This is a genomic window from Collinsella aerofaciens (assembly GCF_032584215.1).
GTDB lineage: Bacteria > Actinomycetota > Coriobacteriia > Coriobacteriales > Coriobacteriaceae > Collinsella.
The window spans coordinates 1-16,110 of sequence record NZ_JAWHPN010000004.1 but is presented as its reverse complement, the minus strand read 5'-3'; the positions used below and the strand labels follow the sequence as shown (position 1 = coordinate 16,110).

The following is a 16,110-nucleotide window of genomic DNA, read 5'->3' as shown; positions in this document are numbered from 1 at the left end:
GGCACATGCGCCAAAACGGATCCAACTTAAACGGGCGTTCGGGTGCGCGTCCGACGGCGCGCCGCGACCTGGGGCAGCTGCCCAGCGGTCAGCGCAAGCGTCACCGTAAGCCCGGCGCGATGTATCTCAACCATAGCCGCGGCTTTAGCGACCGCAGCGCTCGCATCGGCAACAGCCGTACACCCCGTCGTTCGTCTCGCCTGCCCTATGCGCTCATTGCCGTGGGCTGTGCGCTCGTGCTGTTTATCGCTGCCGTCGTGGGCTACGTCAACCGCAGTGTGGACGTGGAACTTAACGGCCAGAAGACCGCGGTGCGCGTGGGCTCTACGCTGCAGAATCTCATCGACGACCAGGAGTTGACTGACACCTACGACGCAGGCGACCTGCTGGCCGTCGATGACAGCGTGCTCAAGCGCCATGGGGGCGAAAAGCTGTCGGTGAAGGTCGACGGCAAGCGCGTGAAGCAGGGCAAATGGGATAGCCGCGAGCTTGAGGGCGGCGAGAAGGTGACGGTCAAGGATGGCCGTAACACCTACGAGAAGCACGAGGTTCAGGCTACGGTTATCGAGCCCAAGCTCAAGGTCGAGGGTACGGGCGCTATCAAGTATGTGCAGACGTGGGGTGTCCAGGGCCGCTCCGAGGTGTGGGTTGGTGAGCAGTCGGGCAAGACGCAAGACCGCGGCGAGGTTGTGCCCGCCACCGATTGCGTCGTTGCGTGCGCCAGCGTGGCGCCCAAGGGCAACGAAAAGTACGTGGCGCTGACGTTTGACGAGGGTCCGAGCGGCGCCACCAAACAGATCTTGCGGGTGCTCAAGGAAAAGGGCGTCACCGCGACGTTCTTCCTTTCGGGCGATGCGGCCGAGGCCTCGCCTGCCACGGCCAAGGCGATTGTCGACGCCGGGTGCGAGATCGGATCCAACAGCTACAGCGACGATTCGCTCAAGGGTCAGGACCGTGAGGCGGTACGCGAACAGATCACGAAAGGCACCGATGCGATTAAGTCGGCGACCGGCGTGAAGACGATGCTGCTTCGTGCTCCCTACGCTGCCTTTGACGAGCAAAACTGGATTGATGCGATGGACCTGGTCTCCGCCGTGGTCTCGTGGAATATTGACTCGGGCGACTGGCTGCTCAACGGTGCCGACGAGCAGGTCTCGACGGTGCTCGATTCGGTGACGCCGGGCAATATCGTGCTGCTCACCGATAGAGACGAATGCGCCGAGCAGACGCTCGAGGCGCTGCCGCAGATTATCGACGGCCTCATTGCCGACGGCTACAAGATCGTGACGCTCAGCGACCTGGTCAAGACGGACACGGCATTGAGCAAAAAGCTCACCTCACTGACGAAGGCCACCATGCCCAAGGGCGCCGTGTTCCCCCAACTTGCCGAGGACGAAGATACCACAGAGTAGTCATTGGGTAGTCATTTAAGAACGTCCCCAATGACTATGTCACGGATGCGTCAGCGTTTGGTATGCCTGCAATGTGCAGCGCATAAATTCGATGCCGCAGGGCGATGCTGATGCTATAGTTACTGCGGTTAATGAGGGTCAAGAGAAAGGTTACAGGTGAAATCCAAACCTCGACCATACAGTCGATGACCCCATGCAGGTGCTTTTTGCGCATGCACGGGGTGTAAGCGTCGAGCGGCGTGCCGCCCGCGCATGCGTATACATATCCAGAAGCCCCCGGACGTCGCACATGCGGCCGCGTCCGGAGGAATAATGATGGGGAGCACCATTGAATTATCTGAGTGAGATGCTCAAATTGCCGGTCTTGGACGTCGATGGAGAAAAGCTCGGCGTGGTGAACGATTTTGGTATTGCTACCGGCGAAGTTTTTCCGCACGTGACGTCGCTCGCGTTCCGCGGTCCCGGCAAGACGCCGTTTATGATCAGCTGGCGCAAATGGGTCGACCGTATCGACGAGACGGGTGTACACCTTAAGACATCGGCCACCGAAATCCGTTTTTCGTACCTGCAGCCGACCGAACTCTTACTCGCCCGCGACGTGCTTAACAAGCAAATTGTCGACACGCAGGGCATGAAGGTCGTGCGCGTAAACGACATCAAGTTTTCCATGTCGGGCGAAAATCAGCTGCGCCTACTGGGTGCCGAAGTTGGCGCCCGCGGTCTGCTGCGCGCGATCAGCCCCACACTCGAGCATGTCGTCGAGGGCTTTATGAAGCACCTGGGCAAGCCGCTCAGCGAGGACATTATTGCCTGGTCTTACATGGACCTGCTCGATCGCTCGACTAAGAACATCCAGCTCTCGGTGTCGCACAAGACGCTTGGTGAGCTGCACCCTGCCGACATTGCCGACATCATCGAGCAGCTCGACCCGCGCCTACGTGCGCAGGTGTTTGCGCAGCTCGATACTGCCCAGGCCGCCGAGGCCATCTCGGAGTTCGATGACGACGAGCTTATGACCGAGATGCTCGAGGGCCTGTCCGACACGGACGCATCGTCGATGCTGGCCATGATGGACCCGGACGATGCAGCTGACCTGATCGACGAGCTCGATTACGAGAAGGCCGAGAAGCTCCTGCGCCTGATGGGCGTCAAGGAGGAGAAGGCGATTCGTAACCTGCTGGGTTATGAGGACAACACCGCCGGCCGCATCATGACCTCGGAGTTTGTCTCCCTGCCCGCCACGGCGACGGTCGGCGATGCCATCGAGGCGATTCGCAAACTCGATGAGGACTTCGAGAGTGTCTATTACGTCTATACCGAGGATCCGAGCGGCATGCTCACCGGCGTGCTCTCGCTGCGCACGTTGATCGTGACCGACCGCGATGCCACGCTGGGCCAGCTCGCCTATCGCGACCTGGTCTACGTGTCGCCCGACGAGGACCAGGAAGACGTGACGGACGAGATGACCAAGTACGACCTGGTTGCCATCCCTGTCTGCGACGAGAACCGTCATATCCTGGGCATCGTGACCTTCGACGACGCCATGGACGTTATCGCCGAGGAGCATCAGGAGGACCTGCAGATCGCCGGTGTCGGCTCGGGCGATAGCGCGTCGGACGACTCGACGAACGTGCTCAGCTGGTTCGTGCATCGCCAGTACTGGGTTGTCGTGTGGGGCATTGCCTCGTGCATCATGGCAACGGTGCTGGGGACGGCGCTCGGCTCCGCGCATCTGGTGGTGTTCCCCATGTGCGCCATGCCGCTCGTGCTGCTTGCTGCCTCGCGCATGGTGTCGTTCGTCAAGAACTACTTCTTGGAGTATGACGGTCACGACGACGAGCCCAAGCCATATCTGGGGTTCTTCTTCCAGAGCACGGGCATGGGCCTGATTCTGTCACTCGTGACCTATCTGTGCGCCCAGCTGGTGCGCACCGCCGCGTTTCCCGATGCGCCCATGTTTGAGGAGCAGCTCTTTACCGGCTGCTTTAATATCGCTGCCATCATTTGCCTGGTTGGCAACATGAGCGCCGTGATTTACCTGATGGTGCTGTTCTGGCGTGACGAGCATGACCTCAACACGTCGGGCACCGCCATGAACGTTATTGCCGTCATGATCTCGTGCGTAGCGTACTGCGCCGCTGCGGTGCTGCTCACCATGTCGGTCATTGGTTAGGTGGTCGCGTGCAAAATACCAAGCAAAAGTCGGGCACCAAGCAAAAGTTGACCATCGCGGCCATCTTTGGCGCTATGGGTCCCGGTCTGCTGGCGGCGCTTTCGGGCAATGACGCCGGCGGCATTGCAACGTATTCCAGCGCGGGCGCCAGCTATGGCTACAAGATGCTCTGGATGCTTCCCGTCATGACTGTGCTGCTCATCGTGACGCAGGAGACCGCGGCGCGCTGCGGCTGCGTCACGGGCAAGGGCCTGGCATCGCTCATTCGCGAGCGCTTTGGCGTGCGCAAGAGTGTACTTGCTATGGCGGCGCTGTTGATCGCCAACACGGCTGTGACCATTTCGGAGTTTGCGGGCATCGCCAGCGGCCTTGCTCTCTTTGGCGTGCCGGCGAGCATCTCGGTGCCGTTGGTAGCGCTGCTGGTGTGGATGCTTACCATGTCGGGTAGTTTCCAGCGCATCGAGAAGATTCTGCTGCTGGTAAGCTGCGTCTTCGTGACCTATATTGTCGCCGCGTTTATGGCTGGCCCCAACTGGGGTGAGGTCGCGGTCGACCTGGTCGTGCCTAACATTCAAAATGACCCCAGCTACGTGTCGCTCGTGGTCGCAACGATCGGTACCACCATCGCGCCGTGGATGATTTTCTTGGCGCAGAACAACGTGGTCGATAAGAACGCGGGCGAGGACGATATCGTGCTGCAGCGCATCGATACTGTGAGCGGCTCGCTTGCCGCCGATATCATTGCCGGCTTTATTATCATCACGACCGGTACGGTGTTGTTCCCGGCGGGTATTCAGATTAGCGATGCCGCCGATGCTGCCCGCGCGCTGGAGCCTATTGCGGGTCAGTGGTCCACGGTACTGTTTGCCTCGGGCCTGGTCGCGGCGAGCTTCTTGGCCGCCTGCGTGCTACCGGGCGTTACGTCGAGCGCTATCTGCGAGGCATTTGGCTGGGAGCGCGGTGCCGACCGCAGCTGGGACGAGGCCCCGGTTTACCGCGGCATCATTACGGCCATCATCGGTATCTCTGCCGTGCTGGTGCTTATGCCCGGCGTTGATCTGTTCCAGATTATGATGACCTCGCAGGTCATCAATGGCGTGCTGCTGCCTGTAGTCTTGGTATTCCAGGTGGTTATCGCGGCGGATCGCCACATTATGGGTGCCAACCGCAACGGCCGTGTGTGGAACGTGCTCACTTGGGCGACTATCGCCGTGATTACGGTGCTGACAGTCGTCATGTTTGTGCTGCAAGCGATGGGCTACAGCGCTTAGCGCCCACTTTTGCTTCCGAACAGGCCGCAGCGATGGGCTGCGGCCTGTTTTTTGCCCGCGACCTCTTGGGGCCGGCTCGAAAAGAGTGATTTTGGGTTGTTTGCTGCGGGCTATTTGTCGGTGCCCAGCTTGTGCGGCTTGAAGGCAAGCGCATTGACGAGTGCGTCGGTGGCAGACTTGACGGCTGCCGGCTGCGGATCGTTGACGTGATCCTCGGGATGCACGGGCAGGTCCTTCTTGACGGCATCGTGGATCAAGTTGAGGTACTCAGTCACGCCAGTGGTCGATAGGTGCGTGCCATCGCCATCGAACAGGTCGTTGCGGTTGGCGCTGTATCCGTACCAGTCGATAACGCGCACGTTCTTGTAGCGCGTAGCGGCGTTAGCGATGGCCTGGTTGGTAGAGCCAACCCACGGCTGCGGGCTGCGCGTGTTCACAAACACCACAATACGCTTATCTCCTGCATCGTCCATGATGGCGTCGATCTGGTCGTCGGTTACCAAGCCGTTGGTGCCCAGTGCAAAGACCACGATCTTGCCGGCAAGGTTCTGCTGGATATAGCCCTCAAATGTCGCGCGGCCCGCATCAAACTGGCGGCCCTTTTCGGCATCGATATGGCTGTGCGGGAACACACCGTCAAAGGTGTCTACGGCACGCAGCGACACGGAGTCGCCGATCATAAGCAGATCGTAGGAGCCATCGGGGAAGCCGTCGTTGTCCTTGTCGGTGTCGTCGGCCGCCTGCTGGTCGGTGGGCGCGGTGTTCTTGGCTTCCTTGTTGAGGACTTCGGCGCCCTCGCCGCTCAGCGCAGACGTCTCGGGCACAAAGATCAGGCCGCCCAGTGCAACGACCAATACGACAGCGCAGGCTGCGCAGACGGGGACGTGCGTGCGTGCCCAGTTGGCGGGCGTGGTGGTGCCATCGCGGAATTCGGCAACGGTGCGCCCAAAGGCGCCCTTCCTAAACGGCGTCTCGATAAAGCGATATGAGCATTCGGCCACGGCGACCACCAACAGCACCTGCAAAATGTACTGCCACCACGGTGTATCGTTGATGTTGGCGACCGGGTTCATGAGCAACAGCAGGGGATAGTGCCACAGGTAGATGCTGTACGAGCGCTTGCCAACCCACACGAGCGGCTCGGCGGACAGCGCGCGGGCAACCATTCCCTGGGGCTGCACGCAGGCCGCGATGACCATGAGCGTGAGGATGGAGCATAACAGCGTGCCGCCGCGATACTGGAACGCGGTGTAGCCGTTGGTGAGCGCGACCATGGCGGCAAGGCCAACCAGACCCACGACGCCCAATACATCGATGGATGCGGGCGAGGACCAAAAGCGCACGGGGGCGCTCGGCTGTGCCGGGGCGGTCTCGGCTGATTCGTCGGCCTTTTCGCCAGGCTTGCCCTCGGCGTTCTTGCCGTGCTTGGCGGCGCCAGCCAGGCGATTGAGCCCCAAACGATGGGCGAGACGAACCGGCGCCAGGTCGCGATCGGGGATAAAGGCCATCCAGGCACCCAGCAGCAGCGAGAACACGCGGGTGTCGGTGCCGTAGTACACGCGGCTGGGGTCGGCGGCAGGGTTGTAAAGCACCATCATGGCAAGGGCAGATACCGCGGCAAGGCCTAGAACCACGCGGCGCGTGTTGGGTTTGCTCACATGCATGGATACCATGGCAAACAGCAGCGGCGGCCAAATCAGGTAGAACTGTTCCTCGATGGCAAGCGACCAAAAGTGCGTGAGCGGCGAGGGGTCGCCCAGAGCATTGAAGTACGAGACGTTTTGGGCAATCTGCCACCAGTTGTTAAAGAACAGCAGTGACGGCAGAATGTCGGGGCGCATCTTGGTGAGCATCACGTGGTTGAAGACGGTGCACAGCGCACAGGTCACCACCACGACGGTTACCACGGCGGGGACCAGGCGACGGATGCGGCGGATCCAGAAGCTCTTGAGGTCGATGCGGCCGGTCTTAGCGACTTCGTTGAGTAGCAGGCGTGTGATCAGATAGCCCGAAAGCACAAAGAAGATCGTGACGCCGAGCAGACCGCCCTGCGCCCACGTGAGGTTGAGGTGATAGAGCACCACCGCGACGACGGCAAGCGTGCGCAGGCCGTCAAGGGCAGGGATGTAGCGGGACTTGGGGCGAGCAGGCGTCTGCTCCGCGGCGGGAGTGTTGGCGCGGCCCGCGTTGTTGGTAGAAGCGCGATGGGGGCTCGTGGTGCGTCGCGGCTCGTTGGCACGGCGTTCGCTCTTCACGCGTTCGTGCGGCGCCGGCTCGTTGCCCGTGCGGCGTCGACCGCGCGAGCCCGATTGCGAGAATTGTTCCATAAAACATCATCCAATGACGAGAATAATCAGCACGTATTCATTGTAGCTGCCTGCTCCTGTGAATGCTTGCTGCTGGCGCAACCTCAAGGGTGCGTTCACATCAAAGTGAACTAAAGTTATAGAGGTGCGAAGGCGCGCAATCGACGGTCGACGGTGGGTGCAAAGCCCGCAGATGAGGAGGTTTCCATGGCAGATCGCGGCATCGTTGCGGTGTTCGGCAGCATGAACATGGACCTTTCGGTGGCGTGCGAGCGCATACCGCGTGCGGGCGAGACCGTCGGCGGCAGCGGGTTTATCACCAACGCCGGCGGCAAGGGCGCCAATCAGGCCGTAGCTGCCGCGCGTATGGGCGCGTGCACGCACATGATCGGCGCGGTCGGTCGCGATGCGTTCGGTGCGTCGCTCGTGGCGGGGCTCCAAGGCGCCGGCGTGGACTGTGACTTTGTAGTGCATCGCGATGACGTGGAGACGGGAACGGCGACCATCATTCGCTGCGAGGGCGACAACCGCATCATACTGTCACCGGGCGCCAACCATGCGCTTGCGGGCGCGGACGTTGCCTGCGCGCTGAGGCGTCTGGTGGCCCATGAGCTCGACGGCGGCGCCAGCGAGATTGCCCCGGCTGCCGGAAGCGTCTTTATCGCCCAGGGCGAATGCGACCTTGCGGCGACGGCCGAGGCGCTTGTTTGCGCTCACGAGCTGGGGTTCTATACGGTCTTTAATCCAGCGCCCGCCTGCGAGCTGCCTGCGGAGGTCTGGCCTGCGGTCGACCTGGTCTGTCCCAACGAGACCGAGTGCCAGGTGCTGACGGGCATTCTGCCCACGGATGACGCGAGTTGCGTCACCGCGCTCAATGCGCTGCTCGACAAGGGTGCCGGGGCTGCGGTCATCACGTTGGGCGGTGCCGGCTCGGTTTCGCTCGGCGATGGCGGTGAGCTGCTGCGCATGCCGGCACTTTCGAGTACGGTAGTCGATACCACGGCCGCCGGCGATACGTTTATCGGCGCGTTGGCGGCGGCTCGCCTAGAGGGCTTGCCGCTCTTTGAGTGCATGGCCGCGGGTGCTCGCGCCTCGGCAGTGACGGTGTCGCGCCTGGGCGCTCAGCAATCGATTCCCATGCGCACCGAAGTTGAACATTGGTTTGGTTAAACGATAAAGACGGAGAAGCGGAGTAGAACAATGGCAATCAAGAAGCTGATCCTTGATCTGGATATGGGTGTGGACGATGCGATGGCGCTGGCCTATGCCATCGCGAGCCCCGAGGTGGAGCTCGTGGGCATCACCACGTGCTTTGGTAACGTGCGCGTCGAGCAATCGGCGCACAATTGCCTGGCGGTGCTCGATCTGCTGGGTCGTCCCGAGGTGCCGGTGTACCTGGGCGCCGACCGTCCTCTGCAGGCGACTGAGCCCTATACGCCGCCGGCGTCCACCGCGCTCATTCACGGCAAGAACGGCATCGGCGGCGCGAGCGTGCCCGCGTCGCCCTACGAGCCGGTGGGGGCGACCTCGGCCGACGGCAACGCCGCGGTCGATTATCTGATCGATGCCGCGCGCACCTATGGTCCCGATCTGGTCTACGTGGCGACTGGCCCGCTCTCCAACCTGGCGCTCGCCCTGGAGCGCGATGCGGCAGCGATGATGTCCATCGGCCGCGTGGTCGTGATGGGCGGCGCCCTTACCGTGCCCGGCAACGTGAGCGCGGGCGCCGAGGCCAATATGGCGAGCGACCCCGAGGCAGCCGACGCGGTGCTGCGCTCGGGCCGTAAGCTCACCATGGTGGGTCTGGACGTGACGCATCGCGTGGTGCTCACACGCCGCGACATTGCCGGCTGGACGGGCTCGGGCACCATGGCGGGCTGCGCATTTGCGAGCATGGTCGAGCACTACATTGGCTCGTACGAGATGAACGCACCCTACCTGGGTGGTTGTGCGCTGCACGATCCGCTGGCCGTTGCCGTGGCGATCGACCCCACGCTCGTAGGTGCGCTCGGCTGCAACCTGCGTGTTGATCTGCTGGGCGAGTACCGCGGTCGCACCATCTGCGATGAGCGCCGCCTGTCCGATCCGGACAAGAGCACGCTTGTGGCACTGACCGTGGATGCTCCGCGCTTCCTGTCCGAGTTCAAGACGCGTATGGCCCGCGTCCTGGGCTAAGTTGTCTTTTTGGGACGGGGCTTTTTTGACTGTTATGATTGGTGCGACCATTCGAACCAGCTAAAAGAGCCCGTCCCAAATTGACTACCGAGAGGATCTGCCATGGAGCGCATTGCGAGCTTTTCCGTTGACCATCTGTTGCTTGAGCCCGGCGTGTATGTGAGCCGCATCGACCGCGATCCGGCGACCGGGGCCGCCGTCACCACCTTTGACCTGCGCCTGACCACGCCCAACAAGGAGCCGGTCATGAACACGGCCGAGTGCCACACCATCGAGCACCTGGGCGCGACGTTCCTTCGCAATCATGCCGAGTGGTCGGGCCGCATTGTCTACTTTGGCCCCATGGGCTGCCGCACGGGCTTTTACCTCGTCGTATTTGGCGAGGTGACGAGCGAGGAGATCCTGCCGCTCGTGCGTGAGCTGTTCGAGTTTGTCGCCGACTTTGAGGGCGATGTCCCCGGTGCCGCTCCCGAGGAGTGCGGCAACTACCTGGACCAGAACCTTCCCATGGCTAACTGGCTCGCGCGCCGCTACCTCGACCGCGACCTGGCCGATATCGACGAGAAGCACCTGCACTATCAGCAGGCATAAGGGCTTTATCGTCCAAAACGCGCGCATTGGGCGCCTTCGCTTATGCGGGGGCGCCTTTTTGTTGATTGGTCGGGGCGAGCGTTCAAAATCGCTCATGTTTGTTCTAGAATGTTCGTATAGTCACATTTACGAACAGGAGTGAACATGCATATCTACTCTGTCAACGATCCCGAGTTCAAGTCCTATGGCAACGTTTGGGATAACGTTCCGTCCGAGCTTACGTCGCCCGTGCTCGAGGCGCTCTCTGCCACGCCCATTCCCGAGGGCAGCAAGTACGTTGCAAGTGCGCCGGAGCTCGAGGACGTCAAGGATGCCGATAAACTGGGCTTTCTCATGTTTGGCGGCCGTCCCTTCCAACTGGGCTGGTGCAACGGCCACAACACGCAGCTCAACTGCCTGGAGTATCACCGCGCCAGCGAGTTTAACCTGGGCGCCCGCGATTTTATTCTGCTCGTGGCACATCGCTGGGAGATCGAGGATGGCAAGCTCGACACCGCATGCGTCAAGGCGTTCCGCGTGCCGGCGGGTACGGTCGTCGAAGTCTTCAACACCACGCTCCACTACACGCCGTGCATGGTCGACGACGGTGGCTTCCAGGTGATGGTGGCGCTGCCCGCCGGCACCAACGGCCCGCGCCCCGAGGTCGCGGCCGATATGCCTGCTGCCGGCGACAGCTACTGCTACTGGAAGGCCGACAAGTGGGTCCTCTGCCACGCCGACAGCCCCAAGGCAGCCGAAGGCGGCTACGTAGGCCTCATCGGCAAAAATCTCGACATCACCGTGGACTAGCGCATCGCCCCAAACCACCACAAAGGTGCCTGTCTCCTTTGCGGTGGTTTGGGGCGGGCAGATATCGGGAAGTGCCAGACGGGGGAGGCTGCCGGGCGCCTTGCCCGTCTGCGGATTTTGGGACATGCGGCCCGCTTTTTCGACCCATCTGTCGGTACACTAAAAGCACTATGGGTACCCGCGAGCGACATATCGGCCACGCGGCCGCCCGGACCGCACCGGCTGCGGATCCCAGGGACGGCAGGCTCTTCGCCATGCCGCGATTCCTTGTTGGCATAACACATCAGGTGTACCGCCACCGCGTCTTTGCTATCGCCGGTGTCATCACCGCGATGTTCCTCATGCTTTTGGCAGTCTTGCCGGCGCTGTTCGCCTTCGACCCCAAACTTTCTAACGCCGTGCCCGCCTATAGCGAGGTGTCCGAAGAGGTCGTGGATGCGCTCGTCCATTCGAGCTCTCTGCCGTTGCTTGTTGCCGCAATTGCATTTTCGATCTGGGGCGTATCGGTCTATCTGCGCTGTTTGGACTATGTGTTGCGCCGCCGTCTTGTTGCCATCGCCACCATCTGCGCCCTGTGGATGATCGAAGTCATTCTCAAGTACAAGTCGTTCACGCCGTTCTATGCCACCGTGCTGTGGTACCTGTACTACGTGCCCATGACGCTCATTCCGCTGCTCTACCAGTTGTGCGGTCTGCGCCTTGCGGGCCTGGAGCAACACCGCCTGGGTCGCCGCTACTGCGCTGCGCTGTGGATTATGGCTATCCTGCTTATCGGATTTGTGCTCACCAACGATTTTCACCAGCAGGTCTTCCACTTTGACCGTACAAGCGACACCTGGAGCAACGATTACACGTACGGCTGGGGTTATTTCGCCGTCCTCGTGTGGACGGCCTTTAACTTTGTGGCCTTTTTTATCCTGGTGGGCCGGTCCTCGTCCTTTCGCATCCAACGTTTCTCGGGCACGGCGGCGCTCGTGCTGCTGGGCGGCGCGTTCTTTGCCATCTCATATGCGTTGCGCGTGCCCTGGGCATGGAGGCTCAACTTCTCGCTCGTCTATTGCGTCTTGTGCGTGGTGGCGATGGAAATCTGTCTCGATTGCGGTGTCGTTCCGTCATATCACGACATCGCCGGCATTTTCGACACCTTGCCGCTTGACCTCAAAGTTCTAACGCGCGACCTGCAGGAAGTCTATGCCACGCCAGTGTCAAAGCCAATGCCGGTAGGCGTGCGCGAGGAGTTGCGGACCCAGGCGCACAGCCGCGCCCATGCCTTTGCCGTGGCGTCCGATCCCGATGTGATGTACCGTGCCTTTCCACTGCTGGGCGGATCGGCCCTGCTTGCCCAAGACGTGTCGGATCTCAACGAGCTTAATCGTGAACTGGCACATCGTCGTATGGAGCTGCAGCGTCAAAATGAGCTGCTCGCCGCCGACTACGACCTTAAGACGCACCTGGCAGACCAAGAGGCCGAGACCTTGCTGGTCCAAGACGTGGACCAGGCGCTTGCCCGCGCGCTCGAAGGGATGTACGACCTGCTGAGCTCGCTGCCGCCGTTGACCGATGAATCGTCTTCGCACGAGCGTTACCGCATGCTGCAGCGCGCCAAGATGCTCGTCGCCTATTGCAAGCGCAAGGGGTCGCTCACGTTGGCACAGCACGGGGAGAGCGGTTTTGATCGCGACCGCATTCAGCTCATTGCCAACGAGCTCGCAAGCGACCTGCGCACCATCGATATCGATTGCGCCTCGATTATCGCCATACGGCGCCCGTTGCACGCCAGTACGGTAAGCGCCCTGTACGACTGCGTGTATGACTTTGCGTTTTTTGCCTACACCACCGACCATCCGGCGCTTATGTATCACTTGGGCGACCATGACCGATGCAGTGTCGAGCTACGCGCCACGCTTTTTTCCAACGATGATGCAGATCTTTCGCAGACGCCCGCTGCGCAAGAGCTCGAAAGCGCTTTGCAAGGGCGTAACGTGGCATATCGTCTTGAGGGCGAGCCCGGCCAGCTGCGCATGATCGTGTTGATGCCGCGGGCGGGTGAGTGACGATGCAGATTTCGCTCATCCTTCCCCAAATCGTTGCGCTCGATGTTGTCTTTGCCCTGGCTGCGTGTCTGCAGACGATCCACGTCCCGCTCATCGCATCGCGCCGCTCGTCCTATAACCGTAAGGTGATTTGTGCCTACGAGGCGAGCCTTGTGCTTCACCTGATGATTTCGGCGCTCATCTTATTCGCGTCATCTGGCTCGTATCTGGTGGCGCCGCTTGACGTTTGCGCCAAGGCAATGGGCGGAGCGTTGTGGCTCAATGCCGCAATCTTTGCCTATGGCGTGGTACTTATGGTGCACTATCGTCGCCCCGTCATGCTGGCCGAACTGTTGCTCGTTGTCGCCGTCACACCACCGGTGGTTTTTGCCATGGGCTCGGCGTGGACCGTTGTCCTTATCGCAGAAGGAGCGTTCTTCCTGTTCCGTTCCATCGCGGCGCTCTTGATGGACGTCCGTAACCGCCAGGAGGATATCACCGCGTTCTCGACGATCGAAACCATCAACGTGATTCCCGTGGGCATCCTGTATCTGGACCCGAGGGGCCGTCCGCTGCTCATGAACCGCTGCATGCGCAAAAACCTGGTGGAACTTCATATGCCCACCGATCTAGGTGACATGAGCGGCACATGGAACGACCTGCGCAAACTTAGCATGCAAATGCCCGAAAGCAGCCAGAACCGCGTGCGGATTAACTTGGACCGTTTTGGTGAGGCTCGCGCGGTGATCGAGATTTCTCCCGCCGAGATTCGCCTATTTGTGCACGACGAGGTTATGGTTTCGGGCCGCCTCTTTGAGCGCATTATCGGACTGGACGTGACGGAATACGCACACGCCTACGACCGCTTGGCGCAAGCAAACCACCTGCTTGAGCTTGCGGGCCAAGAGCTCCAGTCCCAGATCGAAGAAGTTAAAAAGGTTGCCGACAATGCGGCCTACCTACGTATGCGAGCCCGCGTTCACGATGTGATCGGGCAGCGCCTGTCCATTCTTCATCGCTATTTGGAGGAGGGGCGTCTGGACGATGAGTCGCTCGAGCAGATCGACCCGTTGCTACGCTCAATTGCCGCCGATTTGCGTAGTGGTGGTGCCAGCGAGCCTGCAGAGCAGCTGGGTGATATCGTCCATGCTTTTGGCCTGGTGAGTGTGCAGATCGATGTTGAGGGGGCGCTGCCTGAGGACGCGCGTGTCGCTGCAGCCTTTCTGCAGATTATCCGCGAAGCCTCGACCAATGCCACCAAGCATGCACAGGCCCATCGGGTCCATGTGCGCCTGTGGCGGGAGACGTCGGAAGACAGCGCTGTTGCGCGGATGACCGTTTCTAACGACGGCGCGCCTGCACCCGTATCGTATCGCGAGGGAACGGGTATCCCAGGTATGAGGCATGTCGCGCAAGATCTGGGTGGCAGCCTAGAGGTCCATGCCGCCCCGCTCTTTACGCTTGCGGTGTCCATCCCGCTCAACGCCAGCGCCACAGCTCAAAGGAGAAGCTCATGATCCGCGTCCTTATAGTCGAAGACCAGGCCATCCTGCGCGAGAGCCTGGCGCGTTCCGTTGGCGACCAGCCCGATATGACCGTTGTTTCCGCCATTGCCGATGCTTCCGAGGCCTTGGGTGTCGCGCTCAAGGAGCGCCCGGACATGATACTGATGGACGTATGCACCGAGCATGATTCCAACGGCATCGTGGCGGCGGCGCGCATTAAAGAACAACTGCCCGAGTGCCGCGTCATTATCATGACCGGCATGCCCGAGATCACCTTTGTCGATCAGGCCCGCGAGGCGGGCGTCGATAGCTTTGTGTACAAGAACGTCGGTATCGACGAGCTGTTCGCCGTGATGCGCTCCACGCTGGCGGGCTATTGCACGTTTCCCAAGCCGCCCGAGAGTATTTTTTCGGGTACGGCGGCACTCGACGATGTTGAGCTATCGATTTTGCGCCTTGCCTGCGAGGGCAAGAGCCGTCGCGAGATCGCGGCCGAGCTGTTTATGAGTGAGGGCACCATCAAGCGTCGCATCTCGGAGATCCTGAGCAAGACCGGCTACGACAACATCATGCGTTTGGCCGTGCGCGCAGTAACGGAGGGCAGCATCGTTCCCAATATGGAGCGCTAGCGCTCGTTACGCATCGGCACAAAAACGACGGGGCCGCAGGATCAACTCCTGCGGCCCCGCCTGACATGTGCGCGGATGTATCCGCCAATCCGCGGCCGTCGATGTCTGCCGCTACGCGATGGTTGCGCTGTAGGAGGCGACGTCCTCGTAGGAATCGGTCAGGTAGGCGTCGATGCCGATGGTCGTATTGACCAGGTCGTCAAGGCTGTCAAGCTCGCCGCTCGAGAACGTGAATTCCTCGGTGGCGCTGGTGCCGGGCATCAGGTGAGCCGAGAACCAGGGTTCCTTCATGGTGCCGTTGACGTTGGTCTTGCCGGAAGGAGCGTAGAAGGTCAGGTCCTTGTCGCTCTTGTTGGTGATGTTGACGACAAAGCCGATGTCGCCCCAGTCGTCCTTGAACTTCTCGGTGATGGTGATGGTGCACAGATCGTCATCGGCGACGGTGACGGCGGGGGAGATTTCGACACTCTGGACATCGTCGTCTTCGACGGCCTCATCGATCTCCTCTTCCTTCTCGGCGTTCTCGCGATCCTTCTTCACCGTACCGGACAGATCCTTGTCGGACTTCGTAAAGATAAGCTTGTCGCCTTCCACCTCGAGGACGAGCTTGTCGTCCTTGAGCTTCAGGTCGTGCGATTCATCTTCGGCGGTAATCGTTACGGTGGTGGCGTCCTTGGCCTCCCATTTCAGGTCGGCGACCTCAAGGAACATGTCGAGGACGCCCGTGCCGTCTTCGTCGAGGATCAGGATACAGTTGAGGCCCCACTCCTTGAGCATATCCATGTACTCATCGGTGAGCTCTTCGCCGTCCAAGGTTCCACCCGAGTACTGCCAGCTGCCGACGAAGTTGGCCTTGGGGTCTTTGCCGCCGCCGCTGCAGCCCGTCAGGGCAAAGGCGAGCGCCAGGACGCATGTCAGAAATGCGAGTACGGACTTTTTGAACGTTGTCTTCATGGTGTCCTCCTTCATCGAACGAAACCCATAGAAGCAAATGCGGGGGTGGCGGATCTCCCGCTCATTACCAGTTAGGGGCGCTAGGGCCTGGACGTTCCGCAGTTGCTGCAGAACTTGCCGCCGTTTTCGCTACCGCAGTTGGGGCAGAACCACTTGGCCGGTGCGGGGGCGGGCGCGGGACTGCCGCACTCGGAGCAGAACTTGCCGGTGTTGGTGGCACCGCAGCTGCAGGTCCACGTGCCGGCCGCGGGTGCGGCGGCGGGGGCCGGTGC

At 61.1% G+C, this 16,110-nt stretch carries 12 protein-coding genes and 1 pseudogene; 10 read left to right on the top strand and 3 right to left on the bottom strand.

Translation table 11 applies throughout. The features are described 5' to 3' along the window. The first annotated feature begins 5 nt into the window (after positions 1 to 5). From RX395_RS01730 to RX395_RS01720, 3 genes are all read left to right on the top strand, one after another. Positions 6 to 1,412, top strand: coding sequence for a polysaccharide deacetylase family protein (locus RX395_RS01730; RefSeq protein ID WP_316365010.1), 1,407 nt, complete (start codon positions 6 to 8; stop codon positions 1,410 to 1,412). A gap of 346 nt (positions 1,413 to 1,758) precedes the next feature. Further along, positions 1,759 to 3,585: a magnesium transporter gene (locus RX395_RS01725; protein ID WP_457921681.1), complete on the top strand. Its 1,827-nt coding sequence runs from the start codon at positions 1,759 to 1,761 to the stop codon at positions 3,583 to 3,585. Positions 3,586 to 3,659: 74 nt separating this feature from the next. Beyond that, positions 3,660 to 4,856, top strand: coding sequence for an Nramp family divalent metal transporter (locus RX395_RS01720; protein ID WP_138114439.1), 1,197 nt, complete (start codon positions 3,660 to 3,662; stop codon positions 4,854 to 4,856). Between the two features lie 110 nt (positions 4,857 to 4,966). On the opposite strand, the gene RX395_RS01715 is transcribed toward RX395_RS01720, so the two are convergent. Beyond that, a complete protein-coding gene (locus RX395_RS01715) occupies positions 4,967 to 7,183 on the bottom strand; it encodes an acyltransferase family protein (protein WP_316365005.1) in 2,217 nt (738 codons plus the stop codon). A gap of 186 nt (positions 7,184 to 7,369) precedes the next feature. Between RX395_RS01715 and RX395_RS01710 the strand changes: the two genes are divergently transcribed. The 7 genes from RX395_RS01710 to RX395_RS01680 all read left to right on the top strand — a co-directional run bounded on the left by RX395_RS01710 (position 7,370) and on the right by RX395_RS01680 (position 14,884). Further along, positions 7,370 to 8,332, top strand: a complete 963-nt coding sequence (locus RX395_RS01710; RefSeq protein ID WP_316365004.1) for a ribokinase — start codon at positions 7,370 to 7,372, stop codon at positions 8,330 to 8,332. A 30-nt stretch (positions 8,333 to 8,362) separates the two neighbouring features. Next, positions 8,363 to 9,337: a nucleoside hydrolase gene (locus tag RX395_RS01705; RefSeq protein ID WP_082437856.1), complete on the top strand. Its 975-nt coding sequence runs from the start codon at positions 8,363 to 8,365 to the stop codon at positions 9,335 to 9,337. Positions 9,338 to 9,439: 102 nt separating this feature from the next. Next, positions 9,440 to 9,928, top strand: coding sequence for an S-ribosylhomocysteine lyase (locus tag RX395_RS01700; RefSeq protein ID WP_195521906.1), 489 nt, complete (start codon positions 9,440 to 9,442; stop codon positions 9,926 to 9,928). 144 nt (positions 9,929 to 10,072) lie between these two features. Further along, positions 10,073 to 10,717 (top strand): DUF4867 family protein, encoded by a 645-nt coding sequence (locus tag RX395_RS01695; protein ID WP_316365001.1) that lies wholly within the window; start codon positions 10,073 to 10,075, stop codon positions 10,715 to 10,717. Between the two features lie 254 nt (positions 10,718 to 10,971). Next, positions 10,972 to 12,771, top strand: coding sequence for a histidine kinase N-terminal 7TM domain-containing protein (locus tag RX395_RS01690; RefSeq protein WP_316365000.1), 1,800 nt, complete (start codon positions 10,972 to 10,974; stop codon positions 12,769 to 12,771). After that, entirely contained in the window at positions 12,768 to 14,267 is a 1,500-nt protein-coding gene (locus RX395_RS01685; RefSeq protein ID WP_316364998.1) for a sensor histidine kinase, read from the top strand. Before RX395_RS01690 ends, RX395_RS01685 begins: the two co-directional genes overlap by 4 nt. Beyond that, entirely contained in the window at positions 14,264 to 14,884 is a 621-nt protein-coding gene (locus RX395_RS01680; RefSeq protein WP_161115214.1) for a response regulator transcription factor, read from the top strand. Before RX395_RS01685 ends, RX395_RS01680 begins: the two co-directional genes overlap by 4 nt. Before the next feature lie 111 nt (positions 14,885 to 14,995). Here the strand turns inward: RX395_RS01680 and RX395_RS01675 are convergent, their stop codons facing one another. Both RX395_RS01675 and RX395_RS01670 read right to left on the bottom strand, forming a co-directional pair. Further along, the gene (locus tag RX395_RS01675; protein ID WP_316364995.1) at positions 14,996 to 15,838 is read right to left on the bottom strand and encodes a hypothetical protein; all 843 of its coding nucleotides are present in this window, start codon (positions 15,836 to 15,838) and stop codon (positions 14,996 to 14,998) included. 80 nt (positions 15,839 to 15,918) lie between these two features. Continuing rightward, a pseudogene (locus RX395_RS01670) lies at positions 15,919 to 16,110 on the bottom strand (SPFH domain-containing protein); the annotation flags it as partial.